At 67.4% G+C, this 18830-nt stretch carries 16 protein-coding genes; 12 read left to right on the top strand and 4 right to left on the bottom strand.

The window, feature by feature from the left end:
* Positions 1-144 precede the first annotated feature (144 nt).
* The 3 genes from KUG39_RS01290 to KUG39_RS01280 all read left to right on the top strand — a co-directional run bounded on the left by KUG39_RS01290 (position 145) and on the right by KUG39_RS01280 (position 2923).
* On the top strand, positions 145-507 hold the full coding sequence (locus KUG39_RS01290; protein ID WP_094584137.1) for a phosphomannose isomerase type II C-terminal cupin domain: 363 nt from the start codon (positions 145-147) through the stop codon (positions 505-507).
* A gap of 92 nt (positions 508-599) precedes the next feature.
* Positions 600-2558, top strand: a complete 1959-nt coding sequence (locus tag KUG39_RS01285) for a DEAD/DEAH box helicase (protein ID WP_216912231.1) — start codon at positions 600-602, stop codon at positions 2556-2558.
* A gap of 59 nt (positions 2559-2617) precedes the next feature.
* A complete protein-coding gene (locus KUG39_RS01280; RefSeq protein ID WP_094584135.1) occupies positions 2618-2923 on the top strand; it encodes a hypothetical protein in 306 nt (101 codons plus the stop codon).
* A 27-nt stretch (positions 2924-2950) separates the two neighbouring features.
* Here the strand turns inward: KUG39_RS01280 and KUG39_RS01275 are convergent, their stop codons facing one another.
* The gene (locus KUG39_RS01275; protein WP_216912229.1) at positions 2951-3154 is read right to left on the bottom strand and encodes a DUF8633 family putative protein; all 204 of its coding nucleotides are present in this window, start codon (positions 3152-3154) and stop codon (positions 2951-2953) included.
* Between the two features lie 285 nt (positions 3155-3439).
* Between KUG39_RS01275 and rbp the strand changes: the two genes are divergently transcribed.
* Genes rbp through KUG39_RS01260 form a run of 3 tightly spaced genes read left to right on the top strand, consistent with a single transcriptional unit; the run spans position 3440 to position 6664 of the window.
* Positions 3440-3844 carry an RNA-binding regulator gene (gene rbp, locus KUG39_RS01270; protein WP_216912227.1) on the top strand — a complete coding sequence of 135 codons (405 nt, stop codon included), beginning with the start codon at positions 3440-3442 and terminating at the stop codon, positions 3842-3844.
* On the top strand, positions 3841-5670 hold the full coding sequence (locus KUG39_RS01265) for an ABC transporter ATP-binding protein (RefSeq protein WP_353617307.1): 1830 nt from the start codon (positions 3841-3843) through the stop codon (positions 5668-5670). The genes rbp and KUG39_RS01265 overlap by 4 nt, the downstream gene beginning before the upstream one ends.
* A 25-nt stretch (positions 5671-5695) precedes the next feature.
* Positions 5696-6664, top strand: a complete 969-nt coding sequence (locus tag KUG39_RS01260) for an LCP family protein (RefSeq protein WP_502707661.1) — start codon at positions 5696-5698, stop codon at positions 6662-6664.
* On the opposite strand, the gene KUG39_RS01255 is transcribed toward KUG39_RS01260, so the two are convergent.
* On the bottom strand, positions 6633-7136 hold the full coding sequence (locus KUG39_RS01255; RefSeq protein WP_216912226.1) for an MgtC/SapB family protein: 504 nt from the start codon (positions 7134-7136) through the stop codon (positions 6633-6635). The two genes, KUG39_RS01260 and KUG39_RS01255, sit on opposite strands and share 32 nt — an antisense overlap.
* A 104-nt stretch (positions 7137-7240) precedes the next feature.
* On the opposite strand from KUG39_RS01255, the gene KUG39_RS01250 reads away from it, so the two are divergent.
* From KUG39_RS01250 to KUG39_RS01225, 6 genes are all read left to right on the top strand, one after another.
* Positions 7241-8206, top strand: coding sequence for an FUSC family protein (locus tag KUG39_RS01250; protein ID WP_216912224.1), 966 nt, complete (start codon positions 7241-7243; stop codon positions 8204-8206).
* On the top strand, positions 8200-9282 hold the full coding sequence (locus KUG39_RS01245; RefSeq protein WP_216912222.1) for an FUSC family protein: 1083 nt from the start codon (positions 8200-8202) through the stop codon (positions 9280-9282). The genes KUG39_RS01250 and KUG39_RS01245 overlap by 7 nt, the downstream gene beginning before the upstream one ends.
* Before the next feature lie 4 nt (positions 9283-9286).
* A complete protein-coding gene (locus KUG39_RS01240; RefSeq protein WP_216912220.1) occupies positions 9287-10633 on the top strand; it encodes a carbohydrate porin in 1347 nt (448 codons plus the stop codon).
* A gap of 15 nt (positions 10634-10648) precedes the next feature.
* The gene (locus tag KUG39_RS01235) at positions 10649-12436 is read left to right on the top strand and encodes a TolC family protein (protein ID WP_216912218.1); all 1788 of its coding nucleotides are present in this window, start codon (positions 10649-10651) and stop codon (positions 12434-12436) included.
* On the top strand, positions 12433-13839 hold the full coding sequence (locus tag KUG39_RS01230; RefSeq protein WP_190609761.1) for a chloride channel protein: 1407 nt from the start codon (positions 12433-12435) through the stop codon (positions 13837-13839). The genes KUG39_RS01235 and KUG39_RS01230 overlap by 4 nt, the downstream gene beginning before the upstream one ends.
* Positions 13840-14078: 239 nt before the next feature.
* Positions 14079-15176, top strand: a complete 1098-nt coding sequence (locus KUG39_RS01225; protein WP_286192838.1) for a GGDEF domain-containing protein — start codon at positions 14079-14081, stop codon at positions 15174-15176.
* Between the two features lie 66 nt (positions 15177-15242).
* Here the strand turns inward: KUG39_RS01225 and KUG39_RS01220 are convergent, their stop codons facing one another.
* Positions 15243-17819, bottom strand: coding sequence for an ATP-binding protein (locus KUG39_RS01220; RefSeq protein ID WP_216912216.1), 2577 nt, complete (start codon positions 17817-17819; stop codon positions 15243-15245).
* 15 nt (positions 17820-17834) lie between these two features.
* Entirely contained in the window at positions 17835-18782 is a 948-nt protein-coding gene (locus KUG39_RS01215) for an ABC transporter substrate-binding protein (RefSeq protein ID WP_286192837.1), read from the bottom strand.
* Between the last annotated feature and the right edge of the window lie 48 nt (positions 18783-18830).

Genomic DNA, 18830 nt, shown 5'->3' with positions numbered 1-18830 from the left:
AGGTCGACAGGGACAACCCCATGGATTCCCTGGCCCCAGGTGGTTCCGGTCAGTCTTTTTTCCCATCCGCCTCGCCCCCTCCCGCCGCCATCGTTCCGGACCCGCTGACAGTGTCTCTGCCTGCGATTTCAGGAGAGCAATGCGATGACTGAGCGGACCCAGCGGCCCTGGGGATGGTTCGAGACCCTCGCCACCGGCCCCGGCTACCTCGTCAAGCGTCTGCGGATCACGGCGGGGCAACGCATCAGCCTGCAGCGCCACCGCCAGCGCAGCGAACACTGGGTGGTGGTGACGGGCGAAGGGGTGATGGAAGTCGACGGCGGCTCGATCACCGCCTGCCCCGGCGCCACCCTGTTCGTCCCCCGGGGCGGCCTGCACCGGGCGTCGGCCGGAGCCACCGACCTGGAGATCATCGAGGTGCAGCTGGGCGAGGAGCTGCGGGAGGAGGACATCGAGCGTTTCGACGACGATTACGGCAGGGTGGTAAAGTCTCATTTCAACCTTTGAGCAAGGGCAAGGCAGCCCGGGTGCAAGGCACCCATCTCCAACGGTCCGCTGCCGGCCTGCGTTGAAAAGGATTCACCAGGCTCCCGCATCCCGTGACCCAGATCATTGACGGCAGCACCCTCGTCGGTGCTGTCGATTCCCAGGCGGCCCTCGCGCAGCCCTGCGAGGCCCAGACGGTCTCGTCCCCCATCTCCCTGGGGATTGCCACCGACATCGATTTCCCCGAAGCGCCGGAATCCGCCCTTCCCCTGGTCGTCATCCCTGCCGATGACGCCGCTACCGAAACGGCCGCCGCTGAAACTTCAGCTACCGAAGCGGCCCCCGCTGAAACGGCAGCAACCGAAACGGAAGCTCCTGTCAGCGCCTTCGCCGCCTTCGGCCTGCGCCGGGAGCTGCTGGATGGCCTGGCGGCCATCGGCTTCGAGGAGCCCTCGCCGATCCAGAAGGCCGCCATCCCCGAGCTGATGCTCGGCCGCGACCTGGTGGGCCAGGCCCAGACCGGCACCGGCAAGACGGCCGCCTTCGGCCTGCCCCTGCTGGAGCGCCTCGATCCCGGCCAGCGCACCCCCCAGGTGCTCGTGCTCACCCCCACCCGCGAACTGGCGATGCAGGTGGCGGAGGCCTTCAACAGCTACGCGGCGTGCATGAAGGGCGTCAAGGTGCTGCCCGTCTACGGCGGCGCCGACTTCCGCGACCAGATCCAGCAACTGCGCCGGGGCGTCCAGATCGTCGTGGGCACCCCCGGGCGGGTGATGGACCACATGCGCCAGGGCACCCTCGACCTCTCCGGGCTGCGCAGCCTGGTGCTGGACGAGGCCGATGAAATGCTGCGCATGGGCTTCATCGACGACGTCAAGTGGGTGCTCGAGCAGCTTCCCGCCGAGCGTCAGGTGGTGCTGTTCTCCGCCACCATGCCCCCGGAGATCCGGCGGATCTCCCAGAACCATCTGAAGAACCCGGCGGAGGTCACCATCCGCCAGAAGGCCGCCGACGGTCGCCGCATCCGCCAGCGGCACCTGGTGGTCAACGGCCCCCAGAAGCTCGAGGCCCTCGAACGGGTGCTGGAAGCCGAGGGCAGCGAAGGGGTGATCATCTTCGCCCGCACCAAGGCCATCACCCTCACCGTGGCCGAGTCCCTCGAGCAGCACGGCTACGACGTGGCGGTGCTCAACGGCGACGTTCCCCAGACCCAGCGGGAGCGCACGATCGAGCGTCTGCGGGATGGCCGGGTCAATGTGCTCGTGGCCACGGACGTGGCCGCCCGGGGCCTCGACGTCGACCGTATCGGCCTGGTCATCAACTACGACATCCCCTTCGACGGGGAGGCCTACGTGCATCGCATCGGCCGCACCGGCCGCGCCGGGCGCAGCGGTGAGGCGATCCTGTTCCTCACGCCTCGGGAGCGGCGCTTCCTCGGGGGTCTGGAGCGGGCCGTGAACCAGCCCATCGAACCGATGGAGGTGCCGGGCAACGCCAGCATCAACCAGCACCGCCTCGACCGGCTGCGCCAGAAACTCACCACCGTCCTCCAGCAGCCCGCCTGCAATCCCGAGGAAAGGGCCCTGCTGGGCGAGATCCTGCAGCGGGTGGCCCAGGAACAGGCCTGCACCCCCGAGCAACTGGCCCTGGCCGCCCTGGAGCTCGGACTGGGTGGCAAACCCCTGCTGCTGCAGGGCGAGGAGCGCTGGGGCCAGGGCCGTGCCGGCGCCCCCACCCGGGACCGCGACCGTGACCGGGGTGAGCGGGATCGGGGCGGTGAACGCCGCCCCTTCAACGACCGTCACCAGGAACGCGGCGAGGACGGGCCCGAGGACAACATGGAACGGTTCCGCATCGAGGTGGGCTGGCGGGATCGGGTCAAGCCCGGCAACATTGTCGGCGCCATCGCCAACGAGTCCGGCCTGGCCGGACGATCGATCGGAAAGATCCGCATCTTCGATGCCCACAGCACCGTCGACCTGCCCAAGGGCATGCCCGACGACGTCTTCGCCGACCTGCGTCGGCTGCGGGTGATGAACAAGGAACTTCAGATCTCCCGGCTGGGCTCCTGACATCCCCTCAGCGGCGCTCCTCACGCCAGTCCCCCATGCCTACCCAGCAGCGGCCCCCTTTGGCTTCCCTCCGCTCCCGGCGCCTGCCGGGCCTGGCCGGGCTGATCCTCGGCGTGGTAGCTCTGGCGGCCTTCGGGCCGCTGGAGCGCCGGGCTGAGGCGGCCTCCGGCCCCATCCTCGAGGTGGTGCGCTCCATCTGCCTCTCCGCCTTCGAGACGGAGCTGGCCCAGTCCGGGAAAAAGGCCCCGGACGGGATGGCCAGCTTCGCCTGCGACTGCGTGGCCGATCGCATCTCCAGCGGCAGCAGCATCGCCTCGGCTCGCAGCAGCTGCCGGGACGCCACCTCGAAGCGCTATCCGATCTGAAGCCCGATCAGGCGCCTGGGCAGACCATCAGGCGCAGAGCCGGGTGACCTGCTTACAGCCCGTCACCTGGAGCTCGCTCACCGCGAGCTGCTCCACGGCGGCGATCAGGGTCATCTGCACCTCGTGACTTTCGCTCGCCACCAGGACCTGCAGCAGGTCGAACAGATCCTGGGAACCGAGCTCTCCATCCTCACGCCAGGTGAGGCTCCAGGGCACAGGGGCGGCTTTCATGGGATCAACTGGATCAGGGTTTGCTGACAATGGAGCGTCGCCGGCGGGGGTGGGGAGATTTTTTTGTTTTCCTTCGCATCTGCTTCAAACTTCGCCATGGAGGCCCGGGTCACGGTTGTAGGCTTCCGGGAATTCCATGCCGCTCTGGCTCCCTTCGGCACGCATCGACGGCTCGGGCCCAACGGAACCGGACCCGACCCTGGGTCCGATTCCAGCTCCATGCCGACCGCCTGCTTTCCCTGGGATTCCCGACACCGGAGGAATCCGTTCCAGCTTTTTCATTGAATGACCATCTACGTCGGCAACCTCTCGTTCCAGGCCGAACGCGAGGACCTTCTCGATCTCTTCGGCCAGTACGGCGAGGTCCGTCAGTGCAGCCTGCCCCTCGACCGTGAGACCGGCCGCAAGCGCGGTTTCGCCTTCATCGAACTCGCCGACGATGCGTCCGAGCAGAAGGCCATCGACGACCTCCAGGACGTCGAATGGATGGGTCGCATGATCCGTGTCAACAAGGCCACGCCCCGTGAGGGTGGCGGCGGCGGTGGCGGCGGTCGCTCCGGCGGCGGCGGCTACGGCGGTGGCGGTGGTCGCCCCGGTGGCGGCGGTGGCCGCTCCGGTGGTGGCGGCGGCTACGGCGGTGGCGGTGGCGGTGGTTACGGCGGCGGTGGCGGCGGCGGCAATCGCTGGTGAGTCCGGCGGCGGCCAGGGCCGTTGATGGCCCCACGGGGCCAGCCCCGACAGCGGCAGGGCTGAAACGCCTGCTGCGCAGCCTGCGGCCCCATCGCAGGCTCGTCGTCCTGGCGGCCGCCTGCTCGGTTCTCAACAAGCTCTTCGACCTCGCGCCCCCCGTCCTCATCGGTCTGGCGGTCGATGTGGTGGTCCAGCAGCGCACCTCCTGGCTGGCCGGTCTCGGCTTCACCACGGTGCCGGGCCAGCTGGGGGTGCTGGCGGTGCTCTCGTTCCTGATCTGGAGCGCCGAGTCCCTGTTCGAATACCTCTACGCCCTGCTCTGGCGGCGCCTCGCCCAGACGGTGCAGCATGAGCTGCGCATCGAGGCCTACGACCACCTCCAGCATCTGGAGATGGGCTTCTTCGAAGCCGGCAGCAGCGGGCGTCTGCTCACGGTCCTCAACGACGACATCAATCAGCTGGAGCGCTTCCTCGACCAGGGCGCCAATGACATCCTGCAGCTGATCACCACCGTTCTGGCGGTGGGCGGGGCCATGGTGGTCCTCTCCCCCACGGTGGCCGGCGTCTCCTTCCTGCCGATCCCGGTGATCCTCTGGGGCTCGCTCCGCTTCCAGCGGCGCCTGGCCCCCCGTTACCGGGAGGTGCGCGAGCGGGCCGGGGACCTGGCCAGCACCCTCAGCAACAACCTGGGCGGCATGCTCACCATCAAGAGCTACGCCGCAGAGGCGTGGGAGAAGCAGCGGCTGATCGCCCAGAGCCAGGCCTACAGGGCCAGCAACGGCCGCGCCATCCGGCTGTCGGCCGCCTTCATCCCCCTGATCCGGTTCGCGATCCTCTTCGCCTTCATCGCCATCCTCGTGATCGGCGGACTGCAGGCCTGGAGCGGCGCCATCGCCATCGGCACCTACTCGTTCCTGGTCTTCATCACCCAGCGGCTGCTGTGGCCGCTCACCACCCTGGGCCGCACCCTCGACGACTACCAGCGCGCCATGGCCTCCACCCACCGGGTGATGGACCTGCTGGACACCCCCGTCGCCATCCCCAGCGGCAACCTGCCGCTCCCCATCGCCGACGTCCGCGGCCAGATCCGCTTCGAGCGGGTCGACTTCGCCTACAGCGGCCGGGAGCGGCTTCTCGAAGCCTTCGATCTGGAGGTTCCCGCCGGCGCCACCGTGGGGATCGTGGGGGCCACGGGCTCCGGCAAGAGCACGATCGTCAAGCTGCTGCTGCGGCTTTACCCCATCCAGGGCGGGCGGATCCTGCTCGACGGCCTGGCGATCGAGCAGCTGTCCCTGCAGGACCTGCGCCGGGCCATCGGCCTGGTGAGTCAGGAGGTGTTCCTGTTCCACGGCACCGTGGCCGAGAACATCGCCTACGGCACCTTCGCCGCCACCCGCGCGGCCATCGAACGGGCAGCCGGCCTGGCCGAGGCGGCGGGCTTCATCGAGGCCCTGCCCCAGGGGTACGACACCCTGGTGGGGGAACGGGGCCTGCGCCTGTCCGGGGGCCAGCGCCAGCGCATCGCCCTGGCCAGGGCGATCCTCAAGGATCCCCCGGTGCTGGTGCTGGATGAGGCCACCGCCGCCGTCGACAATGAAACCGAGGCGGCGATCCAGCGGTCCCTCGATCGGATCACGGCCTCCCGCACCACCCTGGTGATCGCCCACCGCCTCAGCACGGTGCGCCACGCCGACCGCATCGTGGTGATGGAACAGGGGCGCATCGTCGAGAGCGGCGGGCACGACGAGCTGCTGGCCAGAAACGGCGCCTATGCGGCGCTCTGGCGGGTGCAGACGGGGCTGAGGCCGGAGGAGGCCCTGCGCTGAGCTCACTGGGCTTAGCTTGGATTCAATGAAGATTTCTCAACCCAGCACCGAGGCCAAGGCCAGGAAGGCAGCCAAGCCAAGGGCGTCCCGCCGGCGCACCCCCGTGCTTCTGGCCATGGTCTGCGGCCTGGGGGCGGGCCTGCTGCTGGCCGGACCCCTGGCCCAGCTGATCTCGGCCCGGGCCACCGCCGGGGGCAACCCGGCGCTGACCAATCCCTTCGCCGCCTGGAGCGGCGGCATGGACGGTCAGGACGTCCTGATTCTGGGCACCGACGTGGGCGGCGGCAACACCGATGTGATCGCCACCCTGCGCATCGACGGCAAGCGCACCAGCATCACCCAGATCCCCCGCGACACCTACATCGAGGCCGAGAGTTTCGGCCCGGTCAAGATCAACGCCCTCTACAGCCTGGGCGGCATCGAGGCGGTGAAGCGGGAGATCTCCCAGCGCCTCGGCCGCCCCATCCAGCACCACCTGGTCGTCAACCTCTCCTCGATCCGCCAGATGGCCGATGTGCTCGGGGGCATCGAGGTGGACGTTCCCAAGCGGATGCTCTACGTCGACCGCAGCCAGGGGCTGTCCATCGATCTGCAACCCGGGGTGCAGACCCTGCGCGGCAAGGATCTGGAGGGTTTCCTTCGCTTCCGCCATGACGAGACCGGCGACCTGGGGCGCATGGACCGCCAGCAGCTGGCCCTGAAGTCCCTGTTCCGCAAACTCACCCGGCCCGAGTACCTCGTGCGGCTGCCGGCCCTGATGATGGCCGCCCGCAAGGACCTCAAGACCGACCTCGGACCCATGGAGCTCGGGGGCCTGATCACGGCCATGGGCAGCACCCAGCTCGACACCGAGCGGCTGGACGGCCGCCCCTTCTACAAGGACGGCATCAGCTACTGGGACGCCGTCTGGCCGGCTCCGGAGAACGACCCCCTGGAGGCCGGCAACGAGGGCCAGGCCAACGCTACGAACGGCCGCCACCGTTTCCTTTTCTGACCTCTTCCGCCGGAGGCGGAACTTCGTCGCTGCCCCCGTCGGGCGGGTGGCCGTCACGGTCGGAGAGGGTGATCAGGGCCAGGCCGAGGGCCATCAGCACCGGCACCGGGCTGGAGACGGCCACCGTGACCCCCAGGGCCGCCGTGAACCAGATCGAGGCGGCACTGCTCAGGCCCCGCACCTCCGGAACGCCGTGCTTCGAGCGCACCGGAGGCACCAGGATCTCGCCGGCCCCCAGAAAGCCGATGCCCGCCGCCACCCCCTGGATCACGCGGCTGCGGGCCTGGGCATCGGGCCCGGCCGCCAGGACCATCAGACAGGCACTCATCCCCACCAGCACATGAACCCGCAGGCGGTTGGGGTGGGCGCGGCTGCCGTGGTGCGCCCGGTTGAGACCCACCGCCAATCCACAGAGCACCGCCATCCCCAGCCGCAGCAGGGCCTCGAGATCCGGGCTCAGCGAGAGGACCATGGCTGTCCGCGGCACGGTGAGGGGTGTTCAACCATGGCGCATCGGCCAACGGCCATGGACCATGGGCCTCCATAGGCTCCTGCCAGCCCAGCGCCACGAGGTCCGTGCGGTCCGCCCTGCTTCGCAACAGCCTGAGGCTCGGGGTGGCCGCCTTCCTCACCGCCGCCCTGTCGCTCTGGTTCGAGCGGATCGCCTACGTCTGGTACCCGATGCTGGCCGTGGTCACGGTCATGGAGGACGGGGATGACCTCAGCCTCCAGGCCGCCAGGGTGCGGGTTTTCGGCACCATCACCGGAGGGTTGGTCACCTTCCTGGTCCACACCGTGCTGTCCGGCTGGCCGGGGGTGCTGGTGTCGCTGCTGCTGATGCTGCCCCTGCTGCGCTGGCTGGGGTGGCAGTCAGCCGCCGGGACCGCAACGCTGGTCAGCCTGATGTTCCTGATGATCCCCAGCCATGTGGCCCTGAACTGGGACTACGTGTTCAACCGCACCCTGGACACGGCCGTCGGCTGCGTGATCGCCATCGTGGTGGGCCTGCTCTTCTGGCCCCGGCGGGGATGCGACCGGCTGATGCGTCTGGAGGCCGGGCTGCGCCAGGGCTATGCCGCCCAGCTGGAGCAGCAGCGGAGCTGGCTTGAGGGCCGTGGCGAGCGGCCCCAGCCCCTGCCCCCGGCCAGGCTCAGCCACGACCTGGTGGCGATGGAACAGCTGCTCGCCCAGGAGCGCCGCGGCCCCCACGGCCTGCGCCTGCAGCGGCAGCACTGGTCGCAGCGTCTGCAGCTGTGGGGCGCGGTCCAGCACCACTGGGTGCAGTGGGAGCGCCTGCTGGGGGGCCTCCCCGACCGGCTGGGCCAGGACGCGGAGCACGGCGATCCCCTGCAGGCCGGCATGGCACGCATGACCGCCCTGCTTCGGGGGGAGACCCTTCCGGTCCTGGCCCCGGACCCTGGGCCCTGGCAGACCCTGGCCCGGCGCCGCTCCCTGCCGCTGCTGCCGCTGCTGGCCCTGGCCGAGGAGCAGCATCCGCTGCTGGCCAGCCTGCGCACCCTGAGCCTGGTGGCCCGATGCTGATCCGCCGCTCCGAGCTGCGTCTGGCCCTGACGGCCGGGCTGATGAACGGGCTGGGGTCCCTGGCCCCCTTGGCCTACGGCTTCTACGCGCCGATGGCCGTGCTGGTGGTCTGCACCGGCACCTATGGGGGTTCCATCGGCCTGGGGCGCCAGCGGCTGCTGGGGTCGCTGGTGGGGGGGGTGGTGCTGGTGGTCTCCTTCACCGGCCTCAGTCACCTGCCCCTGCCCCTGGGGCTGAGCCTGTCCCTGGTGGCGATGCGGCTGCTGGGGGGGGCGCTGGGGCTGGAGGTGGGGTACAAGGTGGGCAGCAACATCATCGTGATGGGCTGGCTGGTCCACGACGGTGAACTGGGGATGTGGGTCCCGGTGCGGCTGTTCTGGACCGCGGCCGGCATCCTGGTGGCCCTGCTGTGCCTGCGGCTCTTCTGGCCCGACCTGGCGGTGGAGGGCAACCGGCAGCGGCTGCGGCGCTTCCTGGCCGAGCTCGGCGGGGCCCTCACCGCCCAGGCCGACCGCCTCGAGGCGCCGGCCGTCCCGGCGCCGCCGGGGGCCCTGGTGGCCGCCCGGCAGCTTGAGCTGGAGACGGCCCAGGGGCTGCGGCGCCAGCTGGTGGCGCTGCGCCAGGCCATGCCGGCGGTGGCCGATGAGCTCGGCAACAACCCCACCAGCCATGCCACGTTCCGGCTGTTCCAGCTCCTCAACGGGGCCGGCTCCCAGCTGGTCGGCGTGGTCGAAGGACTGCGGCTGCTTGAGCACACCCCTGCGGATCGGGGGCCCCTGGAGGGACTCCACGGCGCCCAGGCCGAACTGCTGCGCTCCGTGGCCGGGCGCCTGGAGCAGTGGCGCCACTGCCTCGAGGTGCCCCACCGCCATCGGCCAGCGCCACCCGCCAAGGCCATGACACCTCCGGCCCGCTGGCGGGACCTGGAGCGCTCGCTCCACGATCCGGACCTGGACCGTTTCGATCTGCCCCTGCTGCAGCGCAATGCCAGCCGGCTGATGCTCTGCGGCCAGGCCCTGCGCAGCATCGAGCAGGCGGAGCACAGCTGGCGGGCCCTGGGGGAGGCCAGCGGCTGACGCCATGGCTGCAGCGCGCCCGTCCCCACCGCAGGCCCCCGGGTGCCGCCGGGCGCTGGCGCAGGCGCTGCTGCTGCTGGCCGCTGCCGGATCCGGCAACGCCCAGCCACTCGCCCCCGAGCCTGAGGCTGAGCCACCGCCACCGGAGCCGCCCCTGGTCCGGCTCGAGCCGGGCTGGGGCACCCTCCAGCAGACCCTGGGTCTGCCGGCCTGGGTCGATCTGGATCTGGAGATCCTGGCCGAACCGATGGCCAATCCCGTCGGCGGTCTGGTGAGGGAGGCGAACTGGATCCAGCAGACGACCCTGGCCCTCACCCTGCGAGCCCCCGCCGGCGACGTGGCGTCAGGGGAATGGAAGCGATGGGCGATGCATCTGGCCATCGCCGCCTACAACGGCGACCCCACCTATGCCGAGAGGCTGGGGGCGGCGCTGCCCCTGCAGGAGGTGGCCAACCCGGTGGGGTTCTGGCCCACCCGCGCCAGCCTGGAGCGCCGCTCCGACGACGGTCGCTGGAGCCTGGAGGCGGGGCTGGTGGGCATGGCCCCGGACCTGTTCAGCACCCCGATCGAAGGCTTCTACGTCCACGACGCCCTCAACGGGGCGCCGGTGGTGTTCACGATTCCGAACTTCCCCGTCTTTCCCGTGGCGGCGCCGGGCGCCCTGCTGGTGCTGCGGCCGACCCCGGCCACCACCCTGCGGCTGGCCAGCTTCAACCTGGCCGCCACCGACGAGGTCGCCAGGCTCCTGGGAACCGCCAGCGGCCTTCCCCCCGGCCGGGGCTGGACCCACCAGCTGCAGTGGAGCTACGCGGCCCCCTGGCTCAACCGCCGGCTGGGGGCCCCGATCGCCGCCTGCCGCGAGGGCAACGGCATCAGGATCCAGGGCCGAACCTGCCCCCAGCCGGTCCAGGTGGAGCGCCAGCTTCCCGGCGGACTGCTGCAGCTGGCGGCCTATGCCGGGACCGGGCCGAACCGGGGCCTGTACGGCAGCGCCACCGTGCCCGTGGCCCTGCCCTGGGGCCTCGACCACCGGCTCTGGGCCGCCACCGCCGCGGGCTTCGACACCGCCGCCAATCCCACGCCCAGCTACATCGGCGGCGGTCTGGTGAGCCAGGGGGTGCTGCCCGGCCGTCCCCTTGACCTGCTGATCCTTGGCGTCGCCCGCACCGGCTTCAGTCCGATCACCCAGCCCGGCCTGAGCCACGAAGGCGTGGTGGAGCTGGGGTATCAGATCCGTTTCAACCAGTCCTTCAACCTGCAGCCCAGCCTCCAGTGGATCCTCAATCCCGGTGGTGCCGGCCGCGTGCCAGGCCTGTTCGCGGCGGGCCTGCAGCTGGGTTTCAGCTTCTAGGAGCCGGGGAGGCCGATGTCGAGCAAACTGGGCGCCGGATGGGGGGAACGGGAGGCCATGGGGGGCAGCGGAACGGGGCGGCCCCTGGCCAGGTGGATCCTCGCGGGGATGGTGCCCGGGATGGTGCTCGGTCTCGGCCTTGGAACGGGGCCCGTCGCGGGCCAACCCCTGCCGGCGGCCAGCGCCGGCGACGTGCGACGTCTCGAGCGCCGCTGGAACGAGCTGGATCGCCAGATCCGTGCCCTCGAGGAGCTGCTGCCCGCCGAGGCGGCACCCCACCACGGTGACGGGTCCGCCAGGCCGGCGCTGCCGGAGGCGCTGCTGGGGCCGGCGGAAGCCAGCGCGGTTCCCGGGCCACCGCAGGACAGCGTTCCCCTGCCGCCCCTGGCGCTGCCGGAGGCCGGCGATCTCCGTCCGGGCCAGCTTCAGGCCCTGAGCCTGGAGCAGTCGCTGGCGATCGGCTTCGCCAACAGTCCGGGCCTGCAGGCCCGTCGCGAAGCGGTGGCGGCGGCCCTGGCCGAGCTGCAGAGCCAGATGGGCACCTACTGGCCCCGGATCTCCGCCTACGCGGCCGGCGGCACCGACCAGGCGAGCACCAGCTTCTTCTCCCCCACCGGCACCGGGAGCCTGTTCGCCCCCAGCAACCCTTTCTTCATCCCCCCCGGCGGCAGGGGCTCCCTCAACAACAACGCCAACGGGGTGAGCGGCGGCCTTGAGCTGCGCTACGAACTCCTGGATCTGGCCCGCACACCGAAGGCGCGGGCCGCCCTGGCGCGACTGCGCGGCAGCCGTCTGGACTACGCCGATGCCCTGCGGCGGCTGCAACTGGCCCTGAGCGAGAGCTATTACCAGCTGCAGCGGGCCGACCAGCTGGTGCGCATCCGCGAGGCCGTCGTGCGCAACGACCTGCTGATCCTGCAGGACAGCCTGGATCTCAAGCAGGCCGGGCTGGTGCCCAGGCTCGACGTGCTGCGGCGGCAGGCGATCGAAGCGGACGGCCAGGAGCAGCTGATCGCGGCCCTGGCGGAACGGGCGGTCGCCCGCCGGCGGCTGGCGGCCCTGCTCAACCTGCCGCCCCAGCTGACCCCCACCGCCAGCGACCCGATCCGCCTGCAGCCGCGCTGGCCCCTCGACCTGGAGGCCAGCCTGCTGGCCTCCTTCCGGGACAACCCGGAACTGGAAGCCCTGCTGGCCACCCGCGAGGCGCTGCTGCGCCAGAAGGATGCGGTCGCTGCCGAGCTGCTGCCGAAGCTGTCGCTGTTCGCCAGCGCCGGGGCCGGGGCCAGCAACGCCAACAACTGGAACGTGCGCATCGCCGACGGAGGCTGCTGCGGCACCACGGTGGCCACCTCCCTCAACACCTACGGCACCGACTGGTCGGTGGGCCTGGCGGTGAGCTGGCTGCTGTTCGACGCCGGCACCACCCGGGGCCAGGCCCGGGCCCTGGCCCGACGGGGTGCGGCGGTGGCCCAGCAGTACGCCGCCCAGCGCAACGACATCCGGCTGCGGATCGAGCAGGCCTTCCTGGGCCACGAGGCCAGCCTGGCGCGGCTGGTGGCCGCCAGGCGAGGCGTGGCGGCGAGCCTGGAGGCCTTCCGGGACGCCCGCCTGCGCTACCAGGCGGGGCTGAGCAGCGAGCTGGATCTCTCCAACACCCAGGAACGGCTGATCGCCAGCCTGGTCCAGCGCCTGGATGCCACCGTGAACGTGAACATCACCTACGCCCAGCTGCTGCGCGAACTGCTGCCCATGCCGACGGACCCCGATGCGGCGGTTCCGGCGCGCCTCGAATGGACCCCATGACGATTCCAGCGGAAGCGATCGATGCCGCCGATGCCCGTCGTGACGGCAGTCTGCGCCTGGGCCAGGTGGTTGCCCTGCTGCTGGTGTCGCTGCCGCTGCTGCTGCTGCTGCAGCCCTACCAGTGGCTCTCGGCCCTCGGCTTCCGCCTCCAGCAGGCCTGGCCCCTGGGCGGGGATGGGGGCATCCCCGGCGGCAGCCTGCTGCTGGTGTTCGCCGGCACGGTGCTGCTGACCCTGCTGGCGAACGGCCCCCTGAAGGGCGGCCGGGGGGGCGGGCTCACCGGGGTGCTGGCCCTGCAGCTGGAGCAGGTGCAGCAGGGCCCCGCCCGCAGCGCAGCCCTCGCCTCCCTGGATCTCAGGCGCCAGCTGGCCCGGCTGCCGCTGCTGCTGCTCACCCACGGCGCCGGCCTGACGGTGGGGCTGGAGTCCCCCTCCGCCTCCCTGGGGGCGAGCCTGCTGCTGGCGCTGCGGGAGAAGGTGGGCCCCCTGAAGCGTCTGCCACTGCCGGTGCTGCTGGCGACCGGCGCCGGGGCCGGCCTGGGCATCGCCTTCAACTCCGTCCTGCTGGGAGTCACCTATGCCGTCGAGGAGCTCTGCCGGCGGCGCTCGGCGGCGCTGATCAACGGCACCCTGCTGACCACGGGGCTGGGGGTCGTGGTCGGAGCTGCGACGGGCCTGTGGCAGAGCACGGCCGAAGCGGCCCCGGCCCACCACGCCGGCATCAGTCTGCTGGTGGGCGGTGGCCCCCACCTGATCGCACCGGCCCTGCTGCTCACCTTCGGGGCGGGATGGCTGGGGGGAGTCTTCAGCGCCGCCACCGCCTGGATGGCCAAGCGCTGGGGCCAGTGGCTCTCAACGCCTGCAGAGGCGCGGGGGGCGGCCGTCTCCAGGCCGCTGATGGGCGCTCTGGTGGCCGCCTTGGTGATCAGCCTGGCGGCGGTCGCCAGCGAAGGGTGGAGCCTCAACGACGGACAGCTGCTGATCCTGCGCATGGCCTACGGGGAGGATCGCCCGGGGCTGGAGATCCTCCCCTGGAGGCTGCTCGCCTCGGTACTGAGCATCGCCATCGGCGCCCCTGGCGGTGTGATGCACGACGCGATGTCACTGGGAGCGCTGCTGGCCGGGCCCCTGATCGGGGACCTGCCGCCCCTGGAACGTCAGCTGCTGGTGTGGACCGCAGCGACAGCCCTGTTCAGCGGCGCCTGCCGCACGCCTCTGTTCTGCGCGCTGTTCGTGGCCCAGATCGCCGGTACGGTCGCCCTGGTACCGCTCTTGTTGCTGGTGGCCGCCCTGGCGGCGCCGATCGGTCGCTGGGTCAGCGAGGACACCTGGAACGAAGTACAGCTGGAACGCTGGCTGGAGGCCCACGCAGCCAGCGGCGCAAGGAAACTGAAAGACGACTGAAAGCTTGCCGTCCATCCTTTCCTTCAATGACAGCAGCGCTGAAGTCGGCGCTAAGGAACAACGGCCGGAAGGGACAGGAAAATCACGCTAATCTGTCCGATGAATACTCACGGTTAACAATCGGCAATCCCAGCCCCTAACGGATTGATTCCCGCAACGGATGGAATCCCCTACTCAGGATGGCGGTGTCCACCACGGCTCCCTGAAATCGGGAGTTCACCCATCACTTGCTCGTTCCGATGCTTGTCCTGTCGACCCGTCATGACCCAGAGAGGGATCGTTTGAAACCACCCGAGACCCCAGACGACGAACACCTTCGTCTCGCCAAGCTCCGGTCGCTCCGCCTGCTGGACTCGGCACAGGACGACCCCCACTTCGACCGCCTCACCCGGTTGGCAAGGCACATCTTCAACGTGCCGATCTCAATGGTCAGCCTCCTGGATGAAAACAGGCAATGGTTCAAGTCCTGTGTGGGTTTCGAAGTTTCAGAAACCCCCAGAACCGTTTCCTTCTGCGGCCATGCGATCCTCGGTTCCGACGCGTTCATCGTCCCCGATGCCCTTGGAGATGAACGCTTCCACGACAATCCTCTGGTCCTGGGCGAGCCCCATGTCCGCTTCTATGCCGGCTGTCCTCTGACGGTGGACAATCGCAAGATCGGAACGCTCTGCATCGTCGATCAGGTGCCCCGAACCCTTGATGAGGATCAGATCGAGATCCTGAAGGATCTGGCGAAAGTGGTGGAACAGGAGATCGCCTCCACGCTTCTTGCCATCAGGGATCAGCTCACCGGCCTTGAGAACCGCCGCGGCTTCCTTGCCCTCGCCCAGCAGAGTCTGCAACTCTGCACACGCCAGGCAACGCCTGTTTCGCTTCTCTATCTCGACCTGGACGATTTCCAGAGCTTCAATCAGCTCCATGGGCGTCAAGCGGGCGATGACGTGCTGATCAACCTGGCAGATCGGATCAAGGATGTCTGCCGAGACTCCGATGTGGTGGCCAGAATGGGGGGTGATGAGTTTGTGGTCCTGCTGATCAACGCGACCCGGGAACAGGCAGAGATCGTTGTCGATCGCATCAAGAAGGCCCTCAGCCAGGCCCACGGACTGACGAACAATGGGTATCCCATCGCGTTCTCTTTCGGTATCACGGCCTATCAGCCGGAGCGGCATGAAACGATTGTCGAGCTGCTGGCCGATGGAGAGGCCTTGATGGAGGAGATCAAGAAGCTGCGAAACCACTACCTGGACGATCGCGAACCAACCGACCCCGTAGTCTCAGAGGCCGACCGCGCCTTGGCCGGTTTCAACAGCAAACTTCAGAAACGTACCGGCTGATCCTCCCGTCCGGGGCAGTAACCGATTGGATGGCGGTCGCTTGATCGGCGATCATGCACCAACATTTCAACATTTCTGGCCAGCCGTCTCCAGGATTTTCCTGATCGTCTGATCCAGCTGTTGGAGTTTCACTGGCTTGGCCAGATACTCGCTGGCACCGGCAGCCAGGCACTTTTCCCGATCACCTTTCATGGCCAAGGCCGTCAGCACGACGATGGGCAATGCCACGAGCTCTGGCCTGTCACTGGAGCGAATCATGCGCAGGACAGTGAAGCCGTCCACGATCGGCATCGACATATCGAGAATCAACAGACTCGGAACACGCTCCCGCAGGAAATCAATCGCTTCCTGGCCATTGACCACCTCATGCACCTGGTATCCCTTAGCGGTGAGATAGCGGGAATAGATCATGCGGTTGACCCTGCTGTCCTCGGCCAGCAAGATTGAAGGCCGATCAATTGGGGCGCGGGAATCGGGTTCGTCCGTGTCAGTCTGCCCCGTTTCGGGAACAGAACCATCCGTGGCTGTCGCAGGGACGAGCGTGACGGGAAGATGAACATCGAAGCGTGTACCCGTCCCCAGGCTCGATTGCACACCGATGTCACCACCATGCGCCAGGAGGATTCGCTTCACGATCGAGAGGCCAAGGCCTGAGCCTGTGAACTGGCGATTCAGACCACTCTCGATCTGCACGAATGGCTGGAAGATCTTGTTCTGATCCTCGGGGTCGATGCCGATTCCCGAATCGATCACGCAGAGCTCAAGCGTGGCCTGGCCCGATGAAGCCTGTGGGGAACGGACCAGCCTGACCTCAAGGCGAACGGTTCCTGCCTCGGGAGTGAACTTGACGGCATTGCTCAGGAGATTGATGAGAACCTGTCGGAGCAGCCGCTCATCCAGCAGGACGACAGGCAGATCAGGTTCAATCTCTGAGGAAAGCAGGATCGACTTGGCCTCCGCCATTCTCTGAATGGTGGAGATACAGGAGTGGCAGAGCAGCGTGATCGAGGCAGGATGGAGGTGGACCTCAAGCTTGCCGGCTTCGATTTTGGTGATGTCAAGAATATCGTTGATCAACTCCAGCAGATGGTTACCACTGCGTTCGATCTCTTCCAATGCCTTGCGTTGGATCGTGGAAACCTCACCATAGATATGGTCCTGCAGCGATTCGGCCATGCCGAGGATCCCATTCAGCGGGGTTCGCAGCTCATGGCTCATGTTGGCCAGGAACTCATCCTTCAGGCGCGTGGAGCGGGCCAGCTGATCATTGGTGGAGGCCAGCTCCTCATTCACCGTGATCAGGCGTTCTTCAGCAAGCTTCTTCTCCTGCAATTCGTCTTCCAGCTTGGTGAACAGATCAGCCTGCTGGATGGCGATACTCAGTTGGCTCGCGACATGATTCACGACCTGGACATCTTCTTCGGTCCAGTGACGAGGCCGCTTGGAGTGATGCATACAGAGCAGCCCCCATAGACGGGAACCGCAGATCAAGGGAACCACCAGATTGGATTGAATCTTCAAGCCAAGAAGCAGCTCTCGGTAGCAGGGCTCCAGGTCAGCTGTCGCCACGTCGTCAATGACCTGGTTTCCGCCCTTGAGATAGCGCGCCACCAAGGCATCGTCAAAACATGTATCCTCAATGGAAACAGATAACAACGATTCCGTCTCTGGATGAACAGCCTCGGCAATGAAGGCACCCCGATGACACTGGAACTCCTGATCAAAGCGGTAGATGGCTACCCGGTCAACCGCGAGATAGGGAAGCATTTCATTAACCGCCACCTGAAAGATGCGCTTGAGCTCAAGAAACGTCAGAATCCGCTCGGTGATCTCACGCAGGATCAGTTCTCGTTGCACCTGCCGTTGCAAGTGCACGGCATTCTGCTCCATTTTCTCCGCCATCTGATCAAACGCCTCGGATATCCCTGCCAGTTCATCGGAGCCACCCAAACCGCTTCTCACCGCCAGGTCCCCTTCCCCCAGGGCATGGCTGGCATCGATCAGCTTCCTGATCCGGCTGGTCAGCGCGTACTGAAAAAAGAGCCATACGCAGATTCCGAGAACAACCAGGAGAACATTGAAGGCCAGCGTTCGGCTGAATGCTTCACGGAAGGCGCTGCTTTTCGCCTCTTTCAGGCTGTAATCAACGTAGAAGATTCCGACGCGAGACGGCTTCAGTTCATTCGCCAGGGGTTTGAGCAGAATGGGATAAACGGCCGACAGATGAAGGCGGTCCCTGGACAGGCGGACCTCTCCCCGAAGCGTACGTCGGGTCTCGGAAAAGATGGGCGCCAATGGCGCGGCGTTGGTCGCCCCCACGGGTTGGCCCACCAAGCCGTAGTCATTGGCACGGAGCACGACGTTCTTGTCATTGAACAGAATCACGCTCCGATAGCCTGGGTTCGTTCCCAGCTGGCTGATCAATGCAACGACTTGATCACCTTCATCGACTGTTCGATAAAGATAGTCAACCATCCGAACCGCTTGGGAGACCGAAGACTTCAGATAAATGGTGGCGCTTTGCTCGGTTCGACGATTCACATCTTGAACTTCCAGGGCAAACTTGATGGCACCCAAGGAAAAGCCACTGGCGACGATCAGCGCCGGGATCGTGAAGCGAAGTGGTGGAGGGAAACGCGTCATGACGCCAGCGACCACCTAACGTCCAGCCCTTACACGTTCGACAAACTGTGGATCCAGGAGACTGGCTGGGTCGATCTTTTTCGTGATCAGCCCGTTTTCATGCATGACCTGGATCAGGTTTGTCATAGAGACCATCAGGGCTGGATCCCGCTGACTCAGCAACGCCACATTCTCTTCAAGGGATGGCTGCTGGATGAGACGGAAAGCCTCCAGCATCTCCTCCGGCTTCACCTGGGTGCGCCTGGCCATGCGCCGGGCGGCATCGGCGGGATTCCGTTGAAAATAATCCAAGGCCTTGAATCTTGCCGCCACGAGGGCCTGCAGATTCTCGGAGTTGTCGGTGATCGCCCGGGTGCTGGCAGCAAGCGTATCCACAATTTCGCCCGGGATCAGGCTGCTGTCGAACAATTGGATGGCTCCCGCCTTCAGCAGATTGGTCCGAGCCGGGCCGAAGGTCACCACCGCATCGACCCTGCCAGCCTTGTAGGCGGCTTCGTGATCACTCAACTCCAACGACACCACCTTGACATCCTGGGGGGTCATGCCATTGAACTCCAGGGCCCTGGCGAGAAAGAAAGCTCCCAGGGCGGTGGACTCCACGCCGATGCGCTTTCCCTTCAGGTCTCGCATCTCTGTCAGGCCAGGCCTGGCGAGGATCACATCACCACCGTTGGAATAGTCCATAACGGCAATGATCCTGATGTCCCCCTGGGTGGCAGCCAAGGTGATCACCTGATCAATCGACAGGCCGGCTCCGTCGATCTCATCGTTGCGGTAGGCCCGGACTTCCTCGGTCCCGGATGGAAAATCGATCAGTCTGATGGGCTTGCCTTTGAGTTCTCCCAGATCTCTCGCCAGAAAGAGGGTTTCGTATCCCGTCCAAAGGTTGGCGCCGATTCTCAGGGGCGCTGCTGACGGCCCGAAACAACTCGTCAGCATGGCCATCACGGCCAGGGCGACCATGCCGAGCAGAAACCACGCCGGCCGACTCCGCGGTCTCAGCATTCTCGG

The sequence above is a fragment of the Synechococcus sp. CCAP 1479/10 genome (assembly GCF_019038515.1).
In the GTDB taxonomy this organism is placed as follows: domain Bacteria; phylum Cyanobacteriota; class Cyanobacteriia; order PCC-6307; family Cyanobiaceae; genus Cyanobium.
This window is presented reverse-complemented; position numbering and strand designations above follow the sequence as displayed.

Excerpts from the sequence above, each read along its gene's own strand:
- KUG39_RS01230 (WP_190609761.1), top strand. The coding sequence starts at position 12,433 with ATGACGATTCCAGCGGAAGCGATCGATGCCGCCGATGCCCGTCGTGAC.
- KUG39_RS01260 (WP_502707661.1), top strand. The coding sequence starts at position 5,696 with ATGAAGATTTCTCAACCCAGCACCGAGGCCAAGGCCAGGAAGGCAGCC.
- KUG39_RS01225 (WP_286192838.1), top strand. The coding sequence starts at position 14,079 with ATGCTTGTCCTGTCGACCCGTCATGACCCAGAGAGGGATCGTTTGAAA.
- KUG39_RS01235 (WP_216912218.1), top strand. The coding sequence starts at position 10,649 with ATGTCGAGCAAACTGGGCGCCGGATGGGGGGAACGGGAGGCCATGGGG.
- KUG39_RS01240 (WP_216912220.1), top strand. The coding sequence starts at position 9,287 with ATGGCTGCAGCGCGCCCGTCCCCACCGCAGGCCCCCGGGTGCCGCCGG.
- KUG39_RS01255 (WP_216912226.1), bottom strand. The coding sequence starts at position 7,136 with ATGGTCCTCTCGCTGAGCCCGGATCTCGAGGCCCTGCTGCGGCTGGGG.
- KUG39_RS01215 (WP_286192837.1), bottom strand. The coding sequence starts at position 18,782 with ATGGTCGCCCTGGCCGTGATGGCCATGCTGACGAGTTGTTTCGGGCCG.
- KUG39_RS01275 (WP_216912229.1), bottom strand. The coding sequence starts at position 3,154 with ATGAAAGCCGCCCCTGTGCCCTGGAGCCTCACCTGGCGTGAGGATGGA.
- KUG39_RS01245 (WP_216912222.1), top strand. The coding sequence starts at position 8,200 with ATGCTGATCCGCCGCTCCGAGCTGCGTCTGGCCCTGACGGCCGGGCTG.
- rbp (WP_216912227.1), top strand. The coding sequence starts at position 3,440 with ATGACCATCTACGTCGGCAACCTCTCGTTCCAGGCCGAACGCGAGGAC.
- KUG39_RS01290 (WP_094584137.1), top strand. The coding sequence starts at position 145 with ATGACTGAGCGGACCCAGCGGCCCTGGGGATGGTTCGAGACCCTCGCC.
- KUG39_RS01220 (WP_216912216.1), bottom strand. The coding sequence starts at position 17,819 with ATGACGCGTTTCCCTCCACCACTTCGCTTCACGATCCCGGCGCTGATC.